The organism is Pseudomonas sp. LG1E9, from assembly GCF_003290225.1.
In the GTDB taxonomy this organism is placed as follows: domain Bacteria; phylum Pseudomonadota; class Gammaproteobacteria; order Pseudomonadales; family Pseudomonadaceae; genus Aquipseudomonas; species Aquipseudomonas cyclaminis.
On record NZ_CP029983.1, the window covers coordinates 534,907 to 560,406 of the forward strand.

The window sequence follows — 25,500 nt, forward strand, 5'->3', positions numbered from 1 at the left end:
ATTATCCTCGGATCGCCCAGAAGGCCAGGTTCAAGCCCGGGAACTGCCCGGCGATGTGGAAAGCAAAACCGCCGGAGTTGCTCAGTTGCTGCCAATGCTCACTGCCGCGGTCCAGCTCGTAATAGGTGCTGCCCGCGTGATACGGCAGTTGGCGCGGCGCCACCGGCAAGGGCACCAGGCCGATGCCCGGCAGTTGCAGGTTGACCATGTCGCGGATGTGCTCCACCGCGCCGACCTTGCTCTGCTGGCCGAAGCGGCCGCGCAGGGTTTCGCCGGGCACATCGGCACGCACGACCAGGATGAAACTGGCGTTGTCGAGCAGGGTCTTGTCGGCAAGCATCGCCACGTGAATGCCGTAGGCTTTCTCGACAATCGGAATCGGCGTGGCCTTGCTGTCGATCAGCATCGACAGCGCTTCACGCAAGGCAGCCATCACCGGGGCGTAGCTCAGGGCCAGGTCATCGTGCTGGTACTGCGGGTATTCCTGGGGACGACGGCCCGCAGTGGAAAAGGTCGAGAACTCACCGGCCAGGCTCACCAGTTCGCTGAAGAAGCGCTCCGGGTGCAGCGGACTCAACTGGCTGAAATGCTGGATCAGCGGCTGGGCGCGGTTGACCAGTTGCAGCAGCATGAAATCAGCAATCTCCGATGCACCACCGGCGCCAGACGCGACCACGCGGCCGGCCAGGGCTTCGCCGCGCTGGTGCAACAGGCCCAGCAGTTCGCTGCGAAACGCGGTCAGCGGTTTGCTCGCGGCCACGTCCAATACCGGTGGAATGTAGGTGTCATCGAGCACCAGGGCGCGGTCGGCGCGCTTTTCCTTGATGCGCACCAGGCCGATGGCGGCGTAGTCGCTGATGCCGTCCTGGGCGGTCAATAGGCGCAACGCACGGGAACCCACGGCCACTGGCGCGCGGTTTTCGAACGGGGCGTTGTCGTCGCGCACTTCGCGCACCTGGCTTACGTAGCGCGCAGCCTCCAGGGCTTCGCCTTCATCAACCGTGTCCCGCGCACCGGCGCGCTTGAGCGGCAAGGCCAGGTACACCAGGCCGTCGCGCAGGTTGTCGTCGATGTTCAGCGGGCTTGGTGCCAGGTCATCCTGGGGGATATTGAACGGCGTGCCGTCAGGCAGCAGACCCCGTGCCGAGACGATGGCCAGCTTGCCCTGGGCCAGCAGGCCCTGGTCGATCAGCAACTCGGAAAACCCCCAGGCACCGGCGGCCAATGGGCGGCTGCGGGCGTCGATCAGGTTTTCCAGGTAACGGTCATGCTGCTGGAAGTGCTGCGTTCCGATGAACATGCCTTCCGACCAGACCACGCGATTGTTCCAGGACATGGGGGCTCCGATTGCTTGTTATTGGGCAGGGCTGGATGGGGAAACCACGACGTCGGCGCGCACGGCACGCACATCGAGGCTGATCTGGTATTCGGTGTATTGGCGCGCTGGCACGTTGATTACCGCGCGCCATTGCGCACGGTCCAACTCGCGGTAACCCACCAGCAAGCCGATCTGGCGCGTGGACGGGTCGAGGTCACGCTGGATGCTCAGTTGCTGGCCGGGCTGGACCATCACTTCGTCCTGGTCCAGCAGGTCCAGGCCGAGGGTCGATTGGGCACGGTCCGCCAAGGCGAAGTAGTCGGAACGGCCGAAGGTGGCGGCGTTTTTCAGTTCGAAAATGCGCACGCGCACTGGAGCGGCCTGGCCGTTGGCGCCGGGGTTAAGCCCGGAAATTGCGTGGAAGTGCAATTCGACGGCAGCGGTATCCGCCTGCTCCTCGACCGCCGCTTCGGGTTTGACCGCGTCGTTGGCACACGCCGTCAGCAGCAGCGCGGTGGCGACTGCGAGTAAAAACCTGGGAATCATCCTGCGTCCTCAATGACGTACTTAGCTATCCGTTGATCCGTTGTTGCGGCGTGGCGTTAGCGACGCTGTCGCGCGCTGTGTTCTTCGTAGGCTCGGCTGAATTCGCGGCCGAACAGGTCCTGGAAGTCTTCCTGGGCCTCGCGGGAAATATTGCCGTAGAGCTCGGTGAACTGCTGCCAGTACTGGGCCTGGCGCGAGCCGTTGAAAAGGCTCGACAGCCCGCCGGGCTTGCCCATGCGTTCCTCCAGCTGGGTTGGTTCGAATCGCGTGAGCAAGTGCTTGATCGCGGCTTCCACCCCGGCCATCACGGCCAGCTGGTGGGCCCGCAAGTCGTCGAAACTGTCCCGCACGGCAAGGTCCGGCGCCATAAACGCTTGGTTGCCATGGCGAAGCAAAAGCAGTAACGCTTCCTCGGCATTCGGGGCAAATTTCAACGGATTGTTTTCAGCAGGCTGGATCATCGTCTGCTGCATGCGGAACTCGCCCTTGAGGCTGGCGCGGGCGCGCAACACGTCGATCAGGCCTTCGACCATCAGCCGGTAGCTGCGACCGATGCTTTCCATCTGGGCTTCGGCCTGGGCGTTGTCCAGACGCAACTGGTCGAGGCCGGCGCCACGCAGGAAGGCTTGCAAGAGGTCGGGTTGTTGGCTGTCGGCCACGGGGAGCAAGGGCTCGACCACAGGTGGCGGCGCGATGACCGGGGCAGTGGGCGGTGGAGTCGGTGCCAGGGGCGGCGGCGTGCTGGGCGGCGGCGTGCTGGCCACCGGCGCTGGCGCTGGCGCCGGCGCGTCACCGAACAAGTCCCAGTCTTCAGGAATCACCGAGCCCGACGCCACGGGCGCTGCAACGACAGGCGCAGCCACTGGCGTCGGCGGGCGGAAGTCATGTTGCTCGGAGGGCACGTGGTCCGGCACGGTCGGCGGCGGTACGGCGGTGGGGCTGAGGAAGTCGAACAGGTCCGGCAGGGTGTCCATCGCCGAGGCGCCCTGGAACTGCGGCGCGATCACGGGCGTGGCTACCGGCGCACTGACCACGGCGCCCATCAGCGCTTCAAAGCTGTTCGGCGACTCACCGGCAAACGGCTGGTTATCGACGGCCTGCACATTGAAATCGATACGCGCCTGAATCTCGTAGTCGCCGATGCGGATCAGCTCGCCATTTTGCAGCAGCTCGCTATTGCCCCGGCGCATGCGCACACCGGCGTTAACCAACTCCACACCGTTGGTGCTGTTATCGGTTAAATAATAACGGCCGTCCTTGTATTGAATAACGCAGTGTTGCGAAGACACCAGCCGCTCAGGATCAGGCAGTACCCAGTCATTATCCGAACTGCGGCCGATCGCCATCGAGCCCTGATTCATGGACTTTTCGGCGCATTGCCCTGGGGTGATCTTGTGATAACTAGTGATAGTCAAACACAGCGACATCTTGCCTCCTTGCTGATACTTCGCGCGCGGGCAATTCCCGGGACAGCGTTTCCCGAGAGAGCCCCATCAGGTCGTGCATCCGACCGTCTACAAACTGCTGATGCCAGCATGATCGCTGATCTTAACTGGGCTCTATGACAAAAATCCTGTCCCGGTGCGCCGTTCGACCCACCGGTCGCGCAGGTTGTTAAGCACCGCACATCTGTCACAGAGGGCGAATAGCTTACCTTGACAAGGCATAAGTACTACACCAAAAATGCACAACTTCTTGAACACCAATGATGGCACATTAGTAGCATCGTGCTTATATGACCAAGAAACCATGCAAAGTTCCTTGCGCAACTAATGCATGAATTGCCCGACATCTAACGGGCTGATAGGGAGATCAATTTCAGTGGATGTGCCGTTGCTGCTCACCGCCGTTTCCGCGACTTCGCCCTGTGGCGAAGACATGGAGTATGACGCGCAATTTCTCCAACTGGAGCGTGATGCCAAGGGCCAGCCTGAGCGCAGCATGGGTGACTCCATCCTGCCCGCTGAGCCGCCGGAATGGCGCAGCATCCAGCAGCAGAGCCTCGACTTGCTGCAGCGCAGCAAAGACCTGCGCATCACCCATTTCCTCCTGCAAAGCTCCCTCGCCCTCCAGGGTGTGGCCGGGCTGGCCGACGTCCTGACGCTGATCAACGCCCTGCTGCGCGAATACTGGACCGATCTGCACCCGCGCCTGGATGCCGACGACGATAACGACCCGACTGTGCGCATCAACGCCCTGTCCGGCCTGACCAGCGACGCGACCATTCGCCTGCTGCGCGAAAGCATCCTCACGCGCTCGCGCACCTTCGGCCCTGTGAGCCTGCGCGCTGCACTGAACGCCAGCGGCCTGATGAATTTCCCTGATGAACAACTCGGCGCCCAGCAACTGCACGCCGCGTTCCTCGACAGCGACCCCGAACACCTGCAAGCCACCCGCGACGCCTTGAGTGCCGCCCGTGCGGCCTGCGAAGCCATCGAGCAGCAGGTCAGCGACCAGGTCGGTTCCGCCCAGGGCGTGGACCTGACCCTCTTGAAGCAACCGCTCAAGCAAGCGCTGCAAGTGCTCAACCAAGCGGTTCCAGACACCCAAGGCAGCAGCGAACCCGAGGCCGTCAGTGACGACAATGCCCCCTCGGTCGAGTACGCCGCTGCCCCTGCCGCACCCCGCCCGGCCGGCGACATCGCCAGCCGCGATGAGGTGCTGCGCAGCCTCGACAAGATCCTTGCGTACTACACCCGTCACGAGCCTTCGAGCCCGCTGCCGGTGCTGTTGAACCGGGCGAAGAACCTGGTGCATGCCGACTTTGCGGCGATCGTGCGCAATCTGATTCCCGATGGCATGTCCCAATTTGAAAACCTGCGTGGCCCGGACGGCGAATAAGCCGGCCGACTGCGCAGTAACAACACCGTCGCTCAAGCGACCAGGAGCAGCAACGTGGCGAAGCAAAGTTCTCAGAAATTCATCGCGCGCAACCGCGCGCCTCGGGTGCAGATCGAGTACGACGTCGAGCTCTACGGCGCCGAGAAAAAGGTCCAGCTGCCCTTCGTAATGGGTGTGATGGCCGACCTCGCCGGCAAACCTGCCGAGCCTCTGGCGCCAGTGGCTGATCGCAAGTTCCTTGAAGTGGACGTCGACAACTTCGACTCGCGCCTCAAGGCCATGCAGCCGCGCGTAGCGTTCCACGTACCGAACGAGCTGACCGGCGAAGGCAACCTGAGCCTGGATATCACGTTCGAAAGCATGGACGACTTCAGCCCGGCCGCCGTGGCCCGCAAGGTCGATTCGCTCAAACAGCTGCTCGAAGCCCGCACCCAGTTGGCCAACCTGCTGACCTACATGGACGGCAAGACCGGCGCTGAAGAAATCATCATGAAGGCAATCAAGGACCCGGCACTGCTTCAAGCACTTGCCAGCGCGCCCAAGCCTGCAGGGGACCAATAATCATGACTGACAATACCGCCCGCGAAGGCGCGCTCAACCTCGGCGCCACCGAAGAAACCAGCGAGTTCGCCTCGCTGTTGATGCAAGAATTCAAGCCCAAGACCGAGCGTGCCCGCGAAGCCGTGGAAACCGCCGTGCGCACTTTGGCTGAACAGGCACTGGCCCAGACTGACCTGGTGTCCAACGACGCGATCAAATCGATCGAATCGATCATCGCCGCCATCGACGCCAAGCTCACCGCCCAGGTCAACCAGATCATCCATCACCAGGATTTCCAGCAGCTGGAAAGTGCCTGGCGTGGCCTGCACTACCTGGTCAACAACACCGAGAGCGATGAGCAACTCAAGATCCGCGTGCTCAACATCTCCAAGCCGGACCTGCACAAGACCCTGAAGAAATTCAAGGGCACCGCGTGGGACCAGAGCCCGATCTTCAAGAAGATGTACGAAGAAGAATACGGCCAGTTCGGCGGCGAACCGTACGGTTGCCTGGTAGGCGACTACTACTTCGACCAGTCGCCTCCGGATGTCGAGCTGCTGGGCGAGCTGTCGAAAGTCTGCGCCGCCATGCACTCCCCGTTCATCGCTGCGGCCTCGCCGACCGTGATGGGCATGGGCTCGTGGCAGGAACTGTCGAACCCGCGCGACCTGACCAAGATCTTCACCACCCCGGAATACGCCGGCTGGCGCTCGCTGCGTGAATCGGAAGACTCGCGCTACATCGGCCTGACCATGCCGCGCTTCCTGGCGCGCCTGCCGTATGGCGCCAAGACCGACCCGGTGGAAGCCTTCGCCTTCGAAGAAAACACCGACGGTGCCGACAGCTCCAAGTACACCTGGGCCAACGCCGCATACGCGATGGCGGTGAACATCAACCGTTCGTTCAAGCACTACGGCTGGTGCTCGCGCATCCGTGGCGTGGAGTCCGGTGGTGAAGTGGAAAACCTGCCGGCCCACACGTTCCCTACCGATGACGGTGGCGTGGACATGAAGTGCCCGACCGAAATCGCCATCAGCGACCGCCGTGAAGCGGAACTGGCGAAGAACGGTTTCATGCCGCTGCTGCACAAGAAAAACACCGACTTCGCCGCGTTCATCGGCGCCCAGTCGTTGCAGAAACCGGCCGAATACGACGACCCGGACGCCACCGCCAACGCCAACCTGGCTGCGCGCCTGCCGTACCTGTTCGCCACCTGCCGTTTCGCGCACTACTTGAAGTGCATCGTGCGCGACAAGATCGGTTCCTTCAAAGAGAAGGACGAGATGCAGCGCTGGTTGCAGGACTGGATCCTCAACTACGTCGACGGCGACCCGGCGCACTCCACCGAAACCACCAAGGCCCAGCACCCATTGGCTGCCGCCGAAGTGATCGTGGAAGACGTCGAAGGCAACCCGGGTTACTACAACTCCAAGTTCTACCTGCGCCCGCACTATCAGCTTGAAGGGCTGACCGTGTCGCTGCGCCTGGTATCGAAGCTGCCTTCGGCCAAGAGCGCCTAACCCACGGATGAGCTGGCTCTTCTGCGGGTGGGGGCTTGCCCCCGATAGCATCACTGGGGTGTGACTGACACACCGAGGTGCCTGCATCGGGGGCAAGCGCCCTCCCACACAAAAGCACTGCCCATTTGGAGTAACTCAAATTCAGTGGCAAGCGCCACACAGGGAGAAAACATGGCTGTTGATATTTTCATCAAGATCGGCGACATCAAGGGCGAGTCCATGGACAAGGCCCACAAGGACGAAATCGACGTACTGAACTGGAGCTGGGGCATGGCCCAGTCCGGCAACATGCACGTGGGCGGCGGTGGCGGCGCGGGCAAGGTGAATATCCAGGACCTGTCGCTGACCAAGTACGTCGACAAAGCGTCGCCGAACCTGATGATGCACTGCGCCAGCGGCAAGCACATCGACAAGGTCAAGCTGACCGTGCGCAAGGCCGGTGGTGAAAGCCAGGTCGAGTACATGGTGATCAACCTGGAAGAAGTGCTGGTCACTTCCCTGAGCACCGGTGGTTCGGGTTCCGATGACCGCCTGACCGAGAACGTCACCCTGAACTTCGCCCAAGTGATGGTCGACTACCAGCCGCAGAAAGCCGACGGCACCAAAGACGGCGGCGCGATCAAGTTTGGCTGGAACATCCGTTCCAACACCAAGCGCTGATAGCCCTTGTGGCCATGGCTTCGCGCCATGGCCCAAGACATTTTGTTTCTCTCGCAACCCGTCCGTGGAGCTGCTTTGGTGGTAACTGAAATCGCTTCCCGCGACCGTCTGCAGCCGTCCTTGCTGGACCGGCTGACCGACGACGATCCAACCAACCCGAAGGAAAGCGCCGACAAACGCGTGCTGTCCCTGACCCAATTGAAAGCCTCGGTCTTGCGCGACCTGGCGTGGCTGCTCAACACCACGTCGTTGCTCGATGCCGATGCCACGCTGCACACCCCGGCCGGCACTTCGGTGGTCAATTACGGCCTGCCGGCATTGGCGGGCAACAGCGTTTCCAGTGTCGATATCAAGGCCCTGGAAGCCCTGATCTACCAGGCCATCGCCACCTTTGAGCCACGCATTCTGCGTCACACCCTGCGGGTCAAAGCCCGTGTCGGCCATGGCGAAATGAACCACAACGCCCTGAGTTTCGAGATCGAAGGCGACCTGTGGGCGCAGCCGGTGCCGTTGCGCCTGTTGCTGCAAACCGACCTAGACCTGGAATCCGGCCACGTGCGCGTGGTCAATGCCGACCAGCGGAGACGCCCATGAACCCGCGCCTGCTGGAGCTGTACAACCAGGAACTGCACCACGTGCGCGAAAGCGCCGCCGAGTTCGCCAAGGAATACCCGAAGATCGCCAGTCGGCTGACGTTGTCCGGTATGGACTGCGCCGACCCGTACGTCGAACGCCTGCTCGAAGGCTTTGCCTACCTCACGGCCCGCGTACAGCTCAAGCTCGACGCCGAGTACCCGACCTTCACCCACAACCTGCTGGAAATCGCCTACCCGCATTACCTGGCGCCAACGCCGTCGATGACCGTGGTGCAGTTGCAGACCGATCCCGACGAAGGCTCCCTGGCCAGTGGTTTCCCCCTGCCCCGCGACACCGTGTTGCGCGCCGCCCTGGGCCGCGAAACCCAGACCTGCTGCGAGTACCGCACCGCCCACCCGGTGACGTTGTGGCCGTTGCAGGTCAGCAACGCCGAATACTTCGGCAACCCCGCCGCCGTGCTCGGCCGCCTGGCCGCCAGCGAACCCAAGGCCAAGGCCGGTTTGCGCCTGACCCTGCGCACCGGCGCCGAATTGCCGTTCAACAGTCTCGACCTGGACAACCTGCCGCTCTACCTCAGCGGCGCCGACGAGCAACCGTTCCGCCTCTACGAGCAACTGCTGGGCAACGCCTGTGCGGTGTTCGCGCGCAAGCCCGGCGGCGATTGGGTTGAGCGCTTGCCCCAGGACGCACTGCGCTCCCGGGGTTTTGACGATGCCGACGCGGCCATGCCAGTGGTAGCGCGGGCGTTCCAGGGCTATCGGTTGTTGCAGGAGTACTTCGCCCTGCCCCATCGCTTCCTGTTCGTCGAATTCGCCGAGCTGAGCCGTGCGGTCAAACGCTGCGATGGCCAGGAACTGGAGCTGATCGTGCTGTTCGACCGCCACGAACCGAGCCTGGAAGGCAGCGTCGGCGCGGCGCAGTTCCTGCCGTTCTGCACGCCGGCGATCAACCTGTTCCCCAAGCGCGTGGACCGTATCCACTTGTCCGACCGCGTCAACGAACACCATGTGATCGCCGACCGCACGCGGCCGATGGATTTCGAGATTCACTCGCTCAGCGGCATCACCGGCCACGGCACCGGGCCGGAGCAGCCGTTTTTGCCGTTCTACGCGGTGCGTGACCCGTCCCGTTACGGCCGTGACCAGGCCTACTACACGGTGCGTCGCGAGCCCCGCGTGCTGTCCAGCGACCAACGTCGCAACGGCCCGCGCTCCACCTACGTGGGCAGCGAAACCTTCGTCAGCCTGGTGGACAGCCGCCAGGCACCCTACGGCCACGACTTGCGCCAACTGGGCGTGACGGCGCTGTGCACCAACCGCGATTTGCCGCTGTTCATGAGCGTGGGCAATGGCAAGACCGACTTCACCCTGGCCGACAGCGCCCCGGTGCTGGCCGTGCGCTGCGTGGCGGGCCCGAGTCGCCCGCGTGCCAGCCATGCCCATGACGCCAAGGCCTGGCGCCTGATCAGCCAGTTGTCACTCAACTACCTGTCTTTGAGCGAGCAAGGCCAGGGCGCCGGCGCCTTGCGCGAACTGCTGCGCCTGTACGGCGACAGCAACGATGCGGCGCTGCAATTGCAGATCGAAGGCCTGCGCGACGTCAGCAGCAAAGCCGTGACCCGCCGCCTGCCGATGCCCGGCCCGATTGTGTTTGGCCGTGGCCTTGAGATCACATTGGAATTCGATGAAAACGCGTTTCGCGGCACCGGCGTGTTCCTGCTCGGTGCGGTGCTGGAACGCTTCCTGGCACGCTACGTGTCGATCAACAGCTTTACCGAGACGGTGATCCGTACCACCGAACGCGGCGAGATCATGCGATGGAAAGCCAAGCCCGGGCGGCGTCCGACCCTGTGAGTACCCTGGATGCGATGCATCAGGAGCCCTGGGAATACGATTTCTTCCAGGCATTGCGGCGTATCGAGTGCGAATCGCCCGAGCTGCCGCGCCTGGGCCATTCCCTGCGCCTGGCCGATGACCCGCTGCGTCTTGGGCAACAGGCCGATTGCACCTTCGCCCCGGCCACGCTGGCCTCGGTCGATCCCGGTGGCGACGGCAAGCCGGCGCGGCTGGAGCAGTTCTTTTTCGGCCTCGGCGGCCCCAACGGCCCGCTGCCGCTGCACATCACCGAGTATGTGCGTGAGCGCCAGCGCAACAACGCCGACAGCACCAGCAAGCAGTTCCTGGACGTGTTCCATCACCGTCTGCTCAGCCTGTTTTACCGCGCCTGGGCCGAGGCCCGGCCGACGGTCAGCCATGACCGCCCGGACGATGACTACTGGTCTGCACGCCTCGCCGCCCTGAGTGGCCGGGGCATGCCAAGCCTGCTCAACCAAGGGCTGATTCCCGACACCGCGAAGCTGCATTACAGCGGCCATTTATCCGCACAGACCCGTTATCCGGACGGCTTGAAGGCGATCCTCAGCGAGTATTTCGGCCTGCCCGTGGCGATTGAAGAATACGTCGGCCAATGGCTGGAACTGCCCGAGCGCAGCCGCGTGAGTGTCAGCGCCAACCGGTTGGGCGTGGACTTCTGCCTGGGCAGCCATGTGTGGGACCGCCAGCATAAATTTCGTATTCGCCTCGGCCCGCTCACGCTGGATGACTACATGGGCATGCTGCCCGGCCAACAGCCGTTCAACGAGCTGGTGGCGTGGGTCGCCGAGTACCTGGGCCATGAATTGGACTGGGATCTGAACCTGGTTTTGCAACAACCCGAAGTACCGGCGCTGCAACTCAACGGTCAGTTCCGCCTGGGCTTCAACACCTGGCTCGGCCGCCCTGCGGTTGACGCCAACGACCTAATCCTGGCCCGGCATTACGCCGATCACGCCACCACCTCAAGGAATCCAGAGCATGGGTGAAATCAGTCGCGCCGCGTTGTTCGGCAAACTCAACAGCGTGGCCTACAAGGCCATCGAAGCCGCCACGGTGTTCTGCAAATTGCGCGGTAACCCGTATGTGGAACTGGCCCACTGGTTTCACCAGTTGCTGCAACTGCAGGACTCGGACCTGCACCGCATCATCCGCCAGTTCAACGTGGAGCCGGCGCGCCTGGCCCGTGACCTGACCGAAGCCCTGGACCGCCTGCCGCGCGGCTCGACGTCGATCACCGACCTGTCCTCCCATGTGGAAGAAGCCGTGGAACGCGGCTGGGTCTACGGCAGCCTGATGTTCGGCGAAAGCCAGGTGCGCACCGGTTACCTGGTGCTGGGCATCCTCAAGACGCCAAGCTTGCGCCATGGGTTGCTGGGCTTGTCGTCGGAGTTCGACAAGATCAAGGCCGAGGCCCTGAGCGAGCGCTTTGACGAGTACGTCGGCGACTCGCCGGAAAATGCCCTTAGCGCCAGCGACGGCTTCGACGCCGGGGTGCCAGGCGAAGCCAGCGGCGCGATGGCGCCGAGCGCGATGGGCAAGCAGGAAGCGCTCAAGCGTTTCACCGTGGACCTGACCGAACAGGCGCGCAGCGGCAAGCTAGACCCGATTGTTGGCCGCGATGAAGAAATTCGCCAGTTGGTCGACATCCTCATGCGCCGACGCCAGAACAACCCAATCCTTACCGGTGAAGCCGGGGTAGGCAAGACCGCCGTAGTCGAAGGTTTTGCCCTGCGCATCGTCGCCGGTGATGTGCCGCCGGCACTGAAAGACGTGGAACTGCGCAGCCTCGACGTGGGCCTGCTGCAAGCCGGCGCCAGCATGAAAGGCGAGTTCGAACAGCGCCTGCGCCAGGTTATCGAAGACGTTCAGGCGTCACCCAAGCCGATCATCCTGTTCATCGACGAAGCCCACACGCTGGTGGGTGCCGGTGGCGCCGCCGGGACGGGCGATGCGGCCAACCTGCTCAAGCCCGCCCTCGCCCGTGGCACCTTGCGTACCGTGGCCGCCACTACCTGGGCCGAGTACAAGAAGCACATCGAGAAAGACCCGGCCCTGACCCGCCGTTTCCAGGTGGTGCAAGTCGCCGAGCCGTCGGAAGACAAAGCCCTGCTGATGATGCGCGGCGTGGCCTCGACCATGGAAAAACACCACCAGGTGCAGATCCTCGACGAAGCGCTGGAAGCGTCGGTGAAGCTGTCGCACCGCTACATTCCGGCGCGCCAGTTGCCGGACAAATCCGTGAGCCTGCTGGACACCGCCTGCGCCCGCGTCGCCATCAGCCTGCACGCCGTACCGGCCGAAGTGGACGACAGCCGCCGCCGCATCGAAGCCCTGGAAACCGAGCTGCAAATCATCGCCCGCGAGCATGCCATCGGCATCGACATTGGTGCACGCCAGAGCAACAGCGAAGCCTTGCTGACGAGCGAGCGTGAACGCTTGGCGACACTGGAAAGCCGTTGGGCCGAAGAGAAAACCCTGGTGGACGAGTTGCTCGCCACCCGCGCAACCCTGCGTGAAAAAGCCGGGGTGGTGGACAGCGGCAACGATGAATTGCGTGCGCAATTAATCGACTTGCAACAGCGCCTCACCGCGCTGCAAGGCGAAACACCGCTGATCCTGCCGACCGTGGATTACCAGGCCGTGGCCTCGGTGGTGGCTGACTGGACCGGTATTCCGGTGGGCCGCATGGCGCGCAACGAACTGGAAACCGTGCTCAACCTCGACCAGCACCTGAAGAAACGCATCATCGGCCAGGACCATGCCTTGCAGATGATCGCCAAGCGCATCCAGACCTCCCGCGCCGGCCTCGACAACCCGAGCAAGCCGATTGGCGTGTTCATGCTCGCCGGCACCTCCGGCGTGGGCAAGACCGAAACCGCCCTGGCCCTGGCCGAAGCCATGTACGGCGGTGAGCAGAACGTGATCACCATCAACATGAGCGAATTCCAGGAAGCCCACACGGTATCGACCCTCAAGGGCGCGCCACCGGGCTATATCGGCTACGGCGAAGGCGGCGTGTTGACCGAAGCGGTGCGGCGCAAGCCCTACAGCGTGGTGCTGCTGGACGAGGTGGAAAAAGCCCACCCGGACGTGCATGAGATCTTCTTCCAGGTGTTCGACAAGGGCGTGATGGAGGACGGCGAAGGCCGGGTGATCGACTTCAAGAACACCCTGATCCTGCTGACCACCAACGCCGGCACGGAGCTGATTTCCCAGGTCTGCAAAGACCCGGCGAACATCCCCGAGCCCGAAGAAATCGCCAAGGCCCTGCGCCAGCCGCTGCTGGAGATTTTCCCGCCGGCGCTGCTGGGTCGCCTGGTGACGATTCCGTACTACCCGCTGAGTGACACGATGCTCAAGGCGATTACCCGCCTGCAATTGGGGCGCATCAAGAAGCGTGTGGAGAGCACCCACAAAGTCGCCTTCGACTACGACGACGCGGTGGTCGACCTGATCGTCTCGCGCTGCACCGAAACCGAAAGCGGCGGGCGCATGATCGACACCATCCTCACCAACAGCCTGTTGCCGGACATGAGCCGTGAATTCCTCACGCGCATGCTCGAAGGCAAGGCGTTGGCGGGGGTGCGGATCAGCAGCCGGGATAACGAGCTGCACTACCAGTTCAACGATTGACCTGACGGAACGCGGAAAAAAATGTGGGAGGGGGCTTGCCCCCTCCCACATTTGGATTGGGTTCCTTCAGCTATTAGGGTACTTCGATGCTTTTTAACCAAGCCTCACGCCTGGCCAAGATCACCAGCCCCCTCGGGCCGGATGTACTGTTGCTCAATGAAATGGGCGGCGGTGAAGAACTGGGGCGGCTGTTCAACTATGAGCTGCAACTGACGTCCCTGGACGCCAACATCGATCTCAACCAGTTGCTGGGCAAGTCGATGAGCGTCGGTGTGCAACTGGCGGACGGCGGCGAGCGGCACTTCAACGGCATCGTTGCGCGCTGCAGCCAGAACATCGACAGGGGCCAGTTCGCCAGTTACCAAGTGACGCTGCGCCCGTGGTTCTGGCTGCTGAGCCGCACCTCGGACTGCCGGATTTTCCAGAACCTGAGCATCCCGCAGATCATCAAGCAGGTGTTCCGCGACCTGGGTTTTTCCGACTTTGAAGACGCCCTGAGCCGGCCGTACCGCGAGTGGGAATACTGCGTGCAGTACCGCGAGACCAGCTTCGATTTCGTCAGCCGCCTGATGGAACAGGAAGGCATCTACTACTTCTTCCGCCATGAACAGGACCGCCACGTGCTGGTGCTGGCCGACGCCTATGGCGCCCACACCACCGTGCCGGGCTATGCGTCGATCCCGTATTACCCCAAGGATGAGCAGCAGCGCGAACGCGACCACATGCACAATTGGCACCTGGCGCAGGAAGTGCAGCCAGGCTCCCTGGAACTCAACGACTACGACTTCCAGCGCCCCAGCGCCAGCATCGACGTGCGCTCGGCCATGCCGCGCCCGCACACTGCCGGCGATTACCCGCTGTACGACTACCCCGGCACCTATGTGCAAAGCGCCGACGGCGAACACTACGCGCGCACCCGCATCGAAGCCCTGCAAACCCTGCATGAGCAGATCGAGTTCAACGGCAATGCCCGCGGCCTCGGTTCGGGCCACCTGTTCAGCCTCACCGGCTTCAGTCGCCAGGACCAGAACCGCGAATACCTGATCGTCGGCTGTCGCTATCTCATCGTCCAGGAAAGCCTGGAAAGCGGCGGCGGCTCAGGCTCGGCGCAGTTTGAAAGCAGCCTGACCTGCATCGACGCCCAACAAAGCTTCCGCCCCCTGGCGAGCACCTATCGCCCCATCGTCAAAGGCCCGCAGACCGCGTTGGTGGTGGGCCCCAAAGGCGAGGAAATCTGGACCGACCAGTACGGCCGCGTGAAGGTGCACTTCTACTGGGACCGTCACGACCAATCCAACGAAAACAGCTCGTGCTGGATTCGCGTATCGCAATCCTGGGCCGGCAAGAACTGGGGCTCGATGCAGATCCCACGGATCGGCCAGGAAGTGATTGTCAGCTTCCTCGAAGGCGACCCCGACCGGCCGATCATCACAGGGCGGGTGTACAACGCCGAGCAGACGGTGCCTTACGATCTGCCGGAAAACGCCACCCAAAGCGGTATGAAAAGCCGCTCCAGCAAGGGCGGCACACCGGCCAACTTCAATGAAATCCGCATGGAGGACAAGAAGGGCCTGGAGCAGTTGTACATTCATGCCGAGCGTAATCAGGACATTGTGGTGGAGGTGGATGAGAGCCACTCGGTGGGGCATGACCGTAATAAAAGCATTGGGCACAACGAGACGGTGACCATTGGCAACAACCGCCTGCGCGTCGTCAAGCAGGAAGACATCCTCTCGGTGGGCCAGAGAAAGACCGACAGCATCAGCCAGAGCTACGTGATCGAAGTGGGTGAAAACCTGCGTCTGGTCTGCGGCGAAAGCATTCTGGAGCTCAACGCCAGCGGGCAGATCAACCTGACCGGCGTGCAGATCAGCTTCTACGCCAGCGGCGATGCCGAGTTCAACACCGGCGGCGTGCTGCACCTGAACAATGGTGGCGGCGCTGGCGCCACGCCCGACGGCCAGGGCGTCAAAGCCAGTATCGACGCCAATATCAAAGCCGCGTTTCCCGCGCCTAAAAGTTCCTGACGAGACCTGTTTGCCATGACGTACCGAATCAACGAATTCCAGCTTCAACTGCCGGCCGGCGAGCTTCAGGACGCGACGATCAACATCCTCAAGTTCCCCGAACTGGGCACGTCCCTAATCATCAGCCGCAGCTTGCTGGCCGACGGCGAAACCCTGCACAGCAACTTCAACGACCAGCTCCAGCGCCTGGAAAAACAGGTGCAGGACTTGCGTTACCAACCGGGCGTCGACGTGCGCCTGGGTGCCGCGCAGGAAGTCGAAGGCATCGAACTGCGCAGCCAATTCAACAAGGGCAATGACAAGGTGTTCCAGTATCAGCTGGCGTTGGTGATACCGGGCACGCGCAAAATGCTCGCGTTGAGTTACGTGAAGGCGGACAAGCTTGGAGATACCGAGGCGGCGCATTGGGCGCTGATAAAAAACTCGCTGTCGTTTGACGCTATTTCTTGATGAGCCAATTGCATGTCTGACGCGTTATGGGCTGCCCGGCTAGGCGATGCGCTGACCCACACTTCCATGATGGCCGATATCCTCGGCGGTGTATTGGAGGTGGCGGCCAACGTGGCGATTACGGCACTCGCAACCGCTGCGGTGGCGGCGGCAATAGGTGTGACGGTCGCAACCGCCGGTATTGGCGGCTGCATCCTCGGCGCGGTGGTGGGCATCGTCGTCGGCATGGCAATGAGCAAGACGGGGGCCGATAAGGGCCTCAGTAAGATGTGCGAGGATTTCAGCAACGCACTGTTTCCGCCCGTGGTGGAAGCGACGATTGCGGTGGGTTCAACCAATACTTTCGTCAACAGCATTCCGGCGGCCCGAGCGGCAGGTTCAATTCCTTCTCATGTTGCGCCTGCGGGCACTGAACTCGAACAAGCGCCACCTGAGCCCGACTCTATGCCGCAAGCAGAACCAGGCTTTCTGGATATGGCCGAGGGCTTCTTCTCCCAACTCTGGCGACCAACCGTCGCAACGCCAGCTCCAGGCGTTGTGCCTGCGCTTACCGACATGGTGCTGTGCGCCCGTCACCCGCCGATGCCGCCCCAGCTTCTCGCCGAAGGTTCGGACAAGGTCACCATCAACGGCCAACCCGCCGTGCGCAGCGGCGACCGCAGCATGTGCGACGCGACGGTGGTGTCGTCGGGTTTGATCTCGCCGAACGTCACGATTGGTGGCGGAACGGTGGTGGTGCAAGAGATTCGTAGCGGCAAGACGCCAGGCGTTGGGCTGGCGATTGAAGCGCTGATGATGCTCAAAGGAGCGAAAGGCAAGGCGCTAAGCGACTTGCCCTGCATGTTGCTCAGCGGCGTCTCATCCTATGCGGTCAGCCAGGCCATGGGCGCTGCCGCCAATGCGACGATGGGTTCACCCAACCCGGTGCATGCGGCGACAGGGGCGAAAGTGTTGGGAGGCGATACCGAACTGGACTTCGTATTGCCAGGTATCTTGCCGATCGATTGGCAGCGCTTCTACAACAGTCGGGATGAGCGCCGCGACGGCATGTTTGGCGCGGGCTGGAGCGTTTCGTATGAGGTAAGCGTAGAAATCCTGGCGCATCCGGATGGCGGCGAAGAACTTATCTACACCGACGAACAGGGTCGGCGTATCAACCTGGGTTCGGTGGCGCTGGGCAGCGCGATGTTCAGTCCAGGCGAGGGTTTGAGTGTTCGGCGTCATCGTAACGGTCAATTGTTGATCGAGCGAGATGACGGTCTCTATCGCTTGTTTGATCCAACCCCGACAGCCCGATCAGTGCTACGCCTGAGCCAGTTGGGCGACCGAAATGACAACCGTATTTTCCTCGAGTATGACCCACAAGGGCGCCTGGTCGGCCTGCGAGATACCTTCACACTGGTGCAGATTGAGCTGGTCCGCGAGCTTGATCGGGTAATCCGGGTCGAGCGTATTCACTCCGATCAACGCCGGGAAACGCTCGCCAGTTATAGCTATGACCTGAACGGCAGTTTAGCCACCGTTACTGATGCGACCGGTCATGTCCAACGGCGCTTCGCCTACGACGCTGGCCTGCGGATGACCGAGCATCAACTGCCCACTGGGTTGCGGTGTTTTTACGATTGGGGCTTGGTTGAAGGGCGCGAATGGCGTGTCGTTCGGCACTGGACCGATGAGGGCGATGAGTACCGATTCGATTACGACTTGAGCGCAGGGGTGACACGTATCACCGACAATTTGCAGCGCGTGAGCATGCGTCTGTGGAATCTGCAGCACCAGATCATTTCGTCCACGGACAACCTTGGCCAAACGTGGCGGTTCGAGTGGAATGACGAACGTCAGATGCTGAGTGCGACCGATCCTCAAGGCGGGCGGTACTCGTTCAACTATGACGAAACCGGAAACCTGATCAGTGAGCAAGACCCCCTGGGGCGTATTGACTCAACCCTGTGGCTGGCGCATTGGGCTTTGCCGCTGATACAGACGGATCCCGCTGGAAACAGCTGGCACTACCGATATGACGCACGCGGAAACTGTATTTGTGCAACCGACCCACTGGGGCATAGCACCCACTACCGTTACGACGTACACGGCCAGGTCGTGGAGATCGTCGACGCGATGGGCAAGAGCAAAAAGCTGCGTTGGAGCTCTCTGGGACAGCTGATCGAGCATATTGACTGCTCCGGCTACCCGACGCGCTTGAGCTATGACAGTCGGGGCTATCTGGCAGTCATCGCCGATGCCTCGGGTGAGCGAACTCAATTCGGCCATGACCCGCGTGGTCGGTTGCTCATGACTCAGTTTCCGGACGGACGAACAGAGCACCTTCAACGTGACGCCAGCGGGCAACTGGTAAATTACATTGATACTGCGGGACATACCACGCTCTATCAACATAATCGCCGAGGCCAAGTACGCCTGCGCATCGATGCACATGGCCGGCAGGTTCAGTTTGGGTATGACGCCTACGGACGATTGCAAACGCTGGCCAACGAGAATGGCGAGAGCTACCGGTTCGCCTGGGACGATGGGGACCGATTGGCAGAGCAGTACAACCTCGATGGCAGTAGCAAACGATATGAATATGACTCGCTGAACAACATAGTGACAGTCAGCCTCGTACCCGCACCTTACGGGAACAGGCTCGACCTTATGCCATCAACCCCCACGGCCCCCCTCGTTTATCAGCTTTCACGGGATGCAGTGGGACGGCTCACCCAAAAAGAGACCGTGGATGGCATCACTGACTATACCTACGCACCTACAGACCAATTGGTGGCGGCTACATTCACCGACAGGCACGGGCGACGCCAGGAGTTGACGTTTGCCTATAATGGCCTTGGGCAACTGCTGAAAGAAGCTAGCCACTCAGGCACGCTTGAACATCACTATGACGAACTGGGTAATCTGATCCAGACCCAATTGCCCGATGGTCGCTGGCTCAGTCGTTTGCGCTACGGCAGTGGCCACCTGCATCAGATCAATCTGGACGGCCAGGTGATAACTGATTTCGAACGTGACCGTCTGCACCGTGAAGTGTTACGCACCCAAGGCCAGATCAGTACGTGCAGCGAATACGACCGCAACGGTCGCTTGCGCTCGCGCTCACGGCAACAGACAGGCCCACTCTACAGGCGACCCGGCGCGATACAGAAACATTTCGAATACGACCCGGCAGATAACCTTGTCGGCAAGTTGGATCAACATCTCTCCGGCCAACACCGTCAGTTGTTCCATTACGATTCCACCGGACGCATTATTGCCAGTCAGGACAGTACGGATGGCCAGCAGGAGACTTTCGCGTACGACGCTGCGGCAAACTTGCTGGATGGACCAGATGCCGGCGCCGGGTTCGTCGTTCATAACCAAGTGATCACCTATCAGGATAAACGTTACCGCTACGACGGCTGGGGTCGGATGATCGAAAAGCGCAGCGGTCGCCATGGCGTACAACGCTTTCGCTACGACGCGGAAAATCGATTGATAGAAGTGCTTAACGAACGCGGCCATACCGTCACGATGACCTACGACCCACTCGGCCGGCGCATAGAGAAAGCCGAGCGGGACCATAAAGGACACTTATTGGGCAACACGTGCTTCATATGGGACGCGGCGCAACTGCTGCAAGAGCACCGTCATCAGCAAACCAGTCTCTATATCTATGGTGATAGTGGCTATGAAGCGCTGGCGCGGGTGGATGGAACAGGCCCGCTGCAAAAGGTCCGGTACTACCACAGCGACCTTAATGGCATGCCGGAGCTGTTGACTGAGGCGGATGGCTCCAGCGTTTGGCAGGCCCATTACCGAGTGTGGGGAAATACCTTGAAAGAGGTACGTGAACCTTACTACATAGAAGAGCAAAACCTGAGATTCCAGGGGCAGTATCTGGACCGGGAGACCGGACTGCACTACAACACCTTTCGTTTTTACGACCCGGATATCGGAAGGTTCGCCACCCCTGACCCGATTGGCCTGAGCGGGGGGTTGAATCTATATACCTATGCGCCGAACCCCTTTGGCTGGATCGACCCATGGGGCTGGTCCTGCTGGAGCACTTCGCGGAAAAAATTCTGGAAGGAGGAGGCGACCAATAACGCATCGCGCTACTCAAAAAATAACCTGGCGCGTATGAAAGACGGCTTGGCTCCGCAAATGAAAGTGGAAGTCGTCAACCGCAAGACGGGCGCGGTTGAGGAGAGAGTGGTTTCGATGGAGCTGCACCACCGTGATATACCTCAGCGTACAGGCGGTACGGGCGTCCATGATTCAAAAAACCTCGATGCACTGACCCCGTGGGACCATGAGGCCGCGGATCCTTATAGACATACCGGATATGATCTTTCCAAAATAATCACGGGTATCGACAAATGGTAAATATTGACGACGTTAAGGCGTTCATAGAGAGCGATCACTATCAGGCCATGTTGCTGGCGGTTCAGGAGCAGTTGAATCTCGACATTAACGAGAGTCAGCCCTCGGACATACTTTTCCAACACGACGCCAATAAAATCAATATCGCCAAAGTAGATATCGACGCGCTTGAACAGCTTTTAGAGCACCGTAAAGTCGGGCTTGTACCGTTCGTAAGAGCAAAGCTATCGACACTTATGTCGACCGCTCACGAGCAAGAGGGAAATCAGGACGAGGATAAAATAGTCAAAACCCTCCCTTTCTATAAAAATTTCCTGATCATCTATTTGCTTGAGCTGTTCTTCCTTGAGAACGCACCTGAACAACTGGATGCTTATCTGAAAGGCATACGCATACCCAACAGTAAGAAATACAAAGAGCAACTAGTGAAAATCCATGCAGCACTGGACCATTGAAACCCATATTAAGGTGGGCGTCCCAACTCAGTCGGCGTGCCATTTTCACTACCACGCTGCTGCCTGGCAAGCGAGGGCTTGAAAGACAAGCTGTGGTGAATGGCGCGTCAGAACTGCTTTGATGAGCATGTCGTAACCAGACCAAGAGACCAACTGGCATTGGAAAATCTCAAGTGAATGCCGTGACGCTGGACAAAACGCGTGCCTGACGCACTCTGGGCTGCCCGCATGGGCGATGCGCTGACCCACACTTCCATGATGGCCGATATCCTCGGCGGTGTGCTGGAGGTGGCGGCTAATATCGCGATCACCGCCGTGGCGACCGCTGCCGTGGTCGCGGCCACCGGCATTACCGTCGCCACCGGCGGGCTCGGCTGCTTCCTGTTGGGCGCAGTTGTGGGCACGATTGTCGGCCTGGCCATGAGCAAGACGGGCGCGGACAAAGGCCTGACGAATTTATGCGACAGCTTCAGCAACGCGCTGTTTCCGCCCACGGTGCAGGCCAACATTCTCACCGGTTCCACCGACACACTGACCAACAGCATCCCCGCAGCCCGTGCCGCCGGGGCGATCAGTTCCCACGTCGCGCCAGCCAGTACCGAGCTGGAAGAGCCCGCGCCTGAACCCGAAGCCAGCTATCTGGACATGGCCGAGAGTTTCTTCTCGCAGATGTGGCGTCCGACCGTTGCGACACCGGCTCCCGGCGCCGTGCCCAAGCCGCTGGACGTGGTCGTGTGCATGAAGCACCCGCCGATGCCACCGCAGTTTCTGGCCGAGGGTTCGGACAAGGTCACGATCAACGGCCAGCCGGCGGTGCGCAGCGGTGATCGCAGCACCTGCGATGCAACGGTGGTGTCGTCGGGGCTGATCTCCTCCAACGTGACCATTGGCGGCGGCTCGGTGGTGGTGCGTGAGGTTCGCAGCGGCAAGACACCGGGCGTCGGGCTGGCGGTGACGGCGTTGCTGATGCTCAAGGGCGGCAAGGGCAAGTTCTTCAGCAAGCTGCCGTGCATGTTGATCGGCGGCGCGACTTCGATGGCCGTCAGCAGTGCGATGGGCGCAATGGCCAACGCGGCGATGGGCTCATCGAATCCGGTGCATGCGGCGACGGGCGCGAAGGTACTGGGCGATGTCGAGGAACTGGATTTTGTGCTGCCCGGCATCCTGCCGATTGACTGGCAACGCTTCTACAACAGCCGCGACGAACGCTCGGGCAGCCTGTTTGGTGCTGGCTGGAGCGTGCCCTATGAAGTGTGCGTAGAGATCCGTGCGCATCCCGAAGGCGGCGAGACGTTGGTGTACACCGACGAGCAGGGACGCCCGATTGACATGGGTTCGATCCCGTTGGGCGGCGCAGTATTCAGCGCCGGTGAAGGGCTCGCCGTGCGGCGACACCTCAATGGGCAGTTGCTGATCGAAAGTGATGATGGTCTGTACCGCTTGTTCGAACCCACTGCCAGCCCGTCGCAGTTGCGCCTGAGCCAGCTCGGCGACCGCAATGACAACCGAATCCATATCGACTACGACGAAACCGGACGCCTGGTGCGGCTGCGCGACACGTTCGACCTTGTGCAGGTGGAGCTGATCCGCGATCAAGGTCTATTGGCGCGAATCGAGCGTGTGTACCCCGACCAGCGTCGTGAAGTGCTCGTCAGCTATGCCTACGACGCAGCCGCAAGCCTAGCCGAAGTACGCGACGCGACCGGCCAGATACAGCGTCGCTTTGTTTACGACAACGGTCGCCGGATGGTGGAGCACCAACTGCCCACCGGATTGCGCTGCTTTTATGAGTGGGCGTTGGTTGAAGACATGGAATGGCGTGTGGTTCGACATTGGACCGACGACGGCGACGCCTATCAGTTCGACTACGACTTGCAAGCCGGTCTCACGCGCATCAGCGACGGCTTACAGCGCGTCAGTTCCCGGTATTGGAACGCACAGCACCAAATCATTGAGTACAACGACAATCTCGGTCAGACCTGGCTTTTTGAGTGGAACGACGAGCGCCAACTGCTCAGTGCCACTAACCCGCAGGGTGGCCGCTATGCGTACAGCTACGATGACCCCGGCAACCTGATCGGCGAGAGCGATCCATTAGGGCGCAATAATTCAATAGTGTGGTTGGAGCATTGGGCGTTGCCGGTTTCGGTGACTGATAGCGAGGGCAACACCTGGCACTCACGCTACGACTCGCGGGGCAACTGTATTGTCGAGACCGACCCGCTGGGTCATATCACACGGTATCGCTACGACAGCAGCGGACAACCGGTAGAGATCATCGATGCAACGGGGAAAAGTAAACGGCTGCGTTGGAACCCGTTCGGTCAACTCATTGAGCATATTGACTGCTCCGGCTACCCGACGCGGTTCAGCTACGACGAAAGAGGTTATTTGCAGGTCATCACTGATGCACTGGGTGAGCGTACGACATTCGTTCACGACGTCCAGGGTCGAGTGCTGAGCACTCAACTTCCGGATGGGCGTATTGAGTATTTCCAACGCGACACCATCGGCCAACTAACGGCTCATACCGACTTCGCCGGGCACTCTACACACTACCTGCGAAATCGAAAGGGGCAAGTCCGCCAGCGCGTCGACGCGCACAATCGCGAGGTCAACTTTGCCTATGACAGCTATGGCCGGCTGCGCACGTTGACAAACGAGAACGGCGAACGATATCGCTTCGAATGGGACGCCAATGATCGTGTGACCGAACAGCAGGATTTGGATGGGAGTATCCGCCGCTATCACTACGACGTACTGAACAATATTTCGCGCATGGAAGCGGTTGCAGCACCGTACGGTAGCGGGATGGCAGTAGTCACGGCCGTGCTCGAACCGACTGTCGTGCATGACTTTGAGCGCGACGCGGCAGGGCGACTGGTGGGCAAGGTCACCGATGATGGCCGTACTGAGTACACCTACGACTTACTGGACCAACTCAAGGCTGTCACCTTTACCCATAAGACAGGCCAGCAACAAACCGTCTGCTTCAGCTATGACGCCCTGGGTCGAGCTGTAGAGGAGAAAACCGCAGCAGGTGCGTTACAGCATCACTACGACGAGCTGGGAAACCTCAACCAGACGCGCTTACCCGATGGGCGCTGGCTCAATCGCCTCTATTACGGCAGCGGGCACCTCCATCAGATAAACCTAGACGGACGTGTCATCAGCGATTTCGAGCGCGACCGTCTACACCGTGAAGTACTGCGTACTCAGGGGTATCTGAGTACACGCCAGCATTATGATCGCTGTGGCCGTCTGCGCTCCCGCGAACGCGGCCACATCACCCGGGCATCTGTACTGCCTGGCGCAGTACAAAAACAGTTCGAGTACGACACCGCCGATAACTTGGTGGGCAAGCTTGAGCAACAGACCGATGGCCAGCACCGTCAATTGCTGCATTACGATGCAACCGACCGAGTCATCGCCAGCCAGGACAATTTTGCAGCACGACACGAAACCTATTCCTACGACGCCGCTGCCAACCTGCTCGATGGCCCACAACCCGGGGCCGGGCTGGTGGTGCACAACAAGCTCCTGACTTTCCAGGACAAACGCTATCGCTACGACGGTTTCGGCCGGATGATCGAGAAGCGCAGTGCCAAGCGCGGCGTCCAGCGTTTCGCCTATGACGCCGAACATCGTCTGATCGAAGTACGAAATGAACAGGGCGGGCAGCAATCGGTCGTGCACATGACCTATGACCCGCTGGGCCGACGAACATCCAAGACAACCCACGACGCAAATGGCCAACTGCTGAGCGAGACTCGATTCACTTGGGACGGGTTACGGTTGGTGCAAGAGCACAAACATGCGCAGACAAGTCTTTATATCTATGGTGACGAAAGCCACGAACCCCTGGCTCGGGTTGATGGAACAGGCGCCCAGCAAAAAGTGCGCTATTACCATAATGACCTGAACGGGCTGCCCGAGCTGCTTTCGGAAAATGACGGCCAGACAGTTTGGCAAGCCAGCTATCAGGTATGGGGAAACACCGTTCGGGAAACGCGTGAACCCTACTACATCGAAGAACAGAACCTGAGATTCCAGGGGCAGTACCTGGACCGGGAAACCGGCCTACATCACAATATTTTTCGCTACTACGATCCGGACATCGGCCGCTTCACTACGCCTGACCCCATTGGCCTTGCCGGGGGACTGAATCTTTACCTGTATTCAACGAATCCACTGACGTGGATCGACCCCTACGGCCTGAACCCGAAGGATTTGGTACGGTACAAGCCCAAGAATTCCGTTACACCCAAGGCCGGCGGCCGTGGGACAGCCATTAATCGGGCCTGGGGAGAAGAGCGGGAACTCGTGAGCCGCGGTGGTGGTTCAAGAGACTGGGCGCCCCATGAGCGAGACTTGATCGAAAATACCAAGAGCAATGCCCGCTTGAACTCTTTGATGTCCAAAGCGGGTTACACCGGCCACCATATCAACAGTGTCGAAGGTAACGGTGCACTGGGCAAGGCCTGGAAAGGTGACCCACGGAACATTGTATTCTTGCAAAACGCGAACCATCCAAGTGGCATTGACGAACACTTGAACAGCCCCCAAGGGCACAGGAAGAATTACGGTAATGCAGGCAAAGGCCGATTGATCGACCGAGCCAGGACACCGGCTACAAAACCCGGCTGCGGTAAATAGGTTTCCATTGGA

Annotated in this window: 16 protein-coding genes; 13 read left to right on the forward strand and 3 right to left on the reverse strand. The window is 60.8% G+C overall.

Annotated elements, in window-relative coordinates:
• Position 1: 1 nt before the first annotated feature.
• The 3 genes from tssK to tagH are packed head-to-tail and all read right to left on the reverse strand — an operon-like array spanning position 2 to position 3,291.
• The gene (gene tssK, locus DNK50_RS02740) at positions 2-1,336 is read right to left on the reverse strand and encodes a type VI secretion system baseplate subunit TssK (protein ID WP_099586035.1); all 1,335 of its coding nucleotides are present in this window, start codon (positions 1,334-1,336) and stop codon (positions 2-4) included.
• An 18-nt stretch (positions 1,337-1,354) separates the two neighbouring features.
• Positions 1,355-1,864, reverse strand: coding sequence for a type VI secretion system lipoprotein TssJ (gene tssJ, locus DNK50_RS02745; protein WP_099586036.1), 510 nt, complete (start codon positions 1,862-1,864; stop codon positions 1,355-1,357).
• Between the two features lie 56 nt (positions 1,865-1,920).
• Entirely contained in the window at positions 1,921-3,291 is a 1,371-nt protein-coding gene (gene tagH, locus DNK50_RS02750) for a type VI secretion system-associated FHA domain protein TagH (protein ID WP_112192773.1), read from the reverse strand.
• Between the two features lie 394 nt (positions 3,292-3,685).
• On the opposite strand from tagH, the gene tssA reads away from it, so the two are divergent.
• The 13 genes from tssA (at position 3,686) to DNK50_RS02815 (ending at position 25,488) form a co-directional block, all read left to right on the forward strand.
• Entirely contained in the window at positions 3,686-4,705 is a 1,020-nt protein-coding gene (tssA, locus tag DNK50_RS02755) for a type VI secretion system protein TssA (RefSeq protein WP_112192774.1), read from the forward strand.
• A 54-nt stretch (positions 4,706-4,759) separates the two neighbouring features.
• Complete coding sequence (tssB, locus tag DNK50_RS02760) at positions 4,760-5,266, forward strand: type VI secretion system contractile sheath small subunit (protein ID WP_017135823.1); 507 nt, start codon at positions 4,760-4,762, stop codon at positions 5,264-5,266.
• A 2-nt stretch (positions 5,267-5,268) separates the two neighbouring features.
• Positions 5,269-6,765, forward strand: coding sequence for a type VI secretion system contractile sheath large subunit (tssC, locus tag DNK50_RS02765; RefSeq protein WP_099586039.1), 1,497 nt, complete (start codon positions 5,269-5,271; stop codon positions 6,763-6,765).
• A gap of 171 nt (positions 6,766-6,936) precedes the next feature.
• A complete protein-coding gene (locus tag DNK50_RS02770; protein WP_017735732.1) occupies positions 6,937-7,425 on the forward strand; it encodes a type VI secretion system tube protein Hcp in 489 nt (162 codons plus the stop codon).
• Positions 7,426-7,503: 78 nt separating this feature from the next.
• Positions 7,504-8,019 carry a type VI secretion system baseplate subunit TssE gene (gene tssE, locus DNK50_RS02775; RefSeq protein ID WP_005792513.1) on the forward strand — a complete coding sequence of 172 codons (516 nt, stop codon included), beginning with the start codon at positions 7,504-7,506 and terminating at the stop codon, positions 8,017-8,019.
• On the forward strand, positions 8,016-9,875 hold the full coding sequence (tssF, locus tag DNK50_RS02780) for a type VI secretion system baseplate subunit TssF (RefSeq protein ID WP_099586040.1): 1,860 nt from the start codon (positions 8,016-8,018) through the stop codon (positions 9,873-9,875). The genes tssE and tssF overlap by 4 nt, the downstream gene beginning before the upstream one ends.
• Positions 9,839-10,882 carry a type VI secretion system baseplate subunit TssG gene (gene tssG / locus DNK50_RS02785; protein WP_099586041.1) on the forward strand — a complete coding sequence of 348 codons (1,044 nt, stop codon included), beginning with the start codon at positions 9,839-9,841 and terminating at the stop codon, positions 10,880-10,882. Before tssF ends, tssG begins: the two co-directional genes overlap by 37 nt.
• Entirely contained in the window at positions 10,875-13,529 is a 2,655-nt protein-coding gene (tssH, locus tag DNK50_RS02790) for a type VI secretion system ATPase TssH (RefSeq protein ID WP_112192775.1), read from the forward strand. Before tssG ends, tssH begins: the two co-directional genes overlap by 8 nt.
• An 86-nt stretch (positions 13,530-13,615) precedes the next feature.
• Positions 13,616-15,556, forward strand: coding sequence for a type VI secretion system Vgr family protein (locus tag DNK50_RS02795; RefSeq protein ID WP_112192776.1), 1,941 nt, complete (start codon positions 13,616-13,618; stop codon positions 15,554-15,556).
• A gap of 15 nt (positions 15,557-15,571) precedes the next feature.
• Positions 15,572-16,006: a DcrB-related protein gene (locus DNK50_RS02800; RefSeq protein ID WP_099586044.1), complete on the forward strand. Its 435-nt coding sequence runs from the start codon at positions 15,572-15,574 to the stop codon at positions 16,004-16,006.
• A gap of 12 nt (positions 16,007-16,018) precedes the next feature.
• On the forward strand, positions 16,019-20,380 hold the full coding sequence (locus DNK50_RS02805; protein WP_112192777.1) for an RHS repeat-associated core domain-containing protein: 4,362 nt from the start codon (positions 16,019-16,021) through the stop codon (positions 20,378-20,380).
• Positions 20,374-20,832: a hypothetical protein gene (locus DNK50_RS02810; protein WP_099586046.1), complete on the forward strand. Its 459-nt coding sequence runs from the start codon at positions 20,374-20,376 to the stop codon at positions 20,830-20,832. Before DNK50_RS02805 ends, DNK50_RS02810 begins: the two co-directional genes overlap by 7 nt.
• 201 nt (positions 20,833-21,033) lie before the next feature.
• A complete protein-coding gene (locus DNK50_RS02815) occupies positions 21,034-25,488 on the forward strand; it encodes an RHS repeat-associated core domain-containing protein (RefSeq protein WP_256595473.1) in 4,455 nt (1,484 codons plus the stop codon).
• The last annotated feature ends 12 nt before the right edge of the window (positions 25,489-25,500 follow it).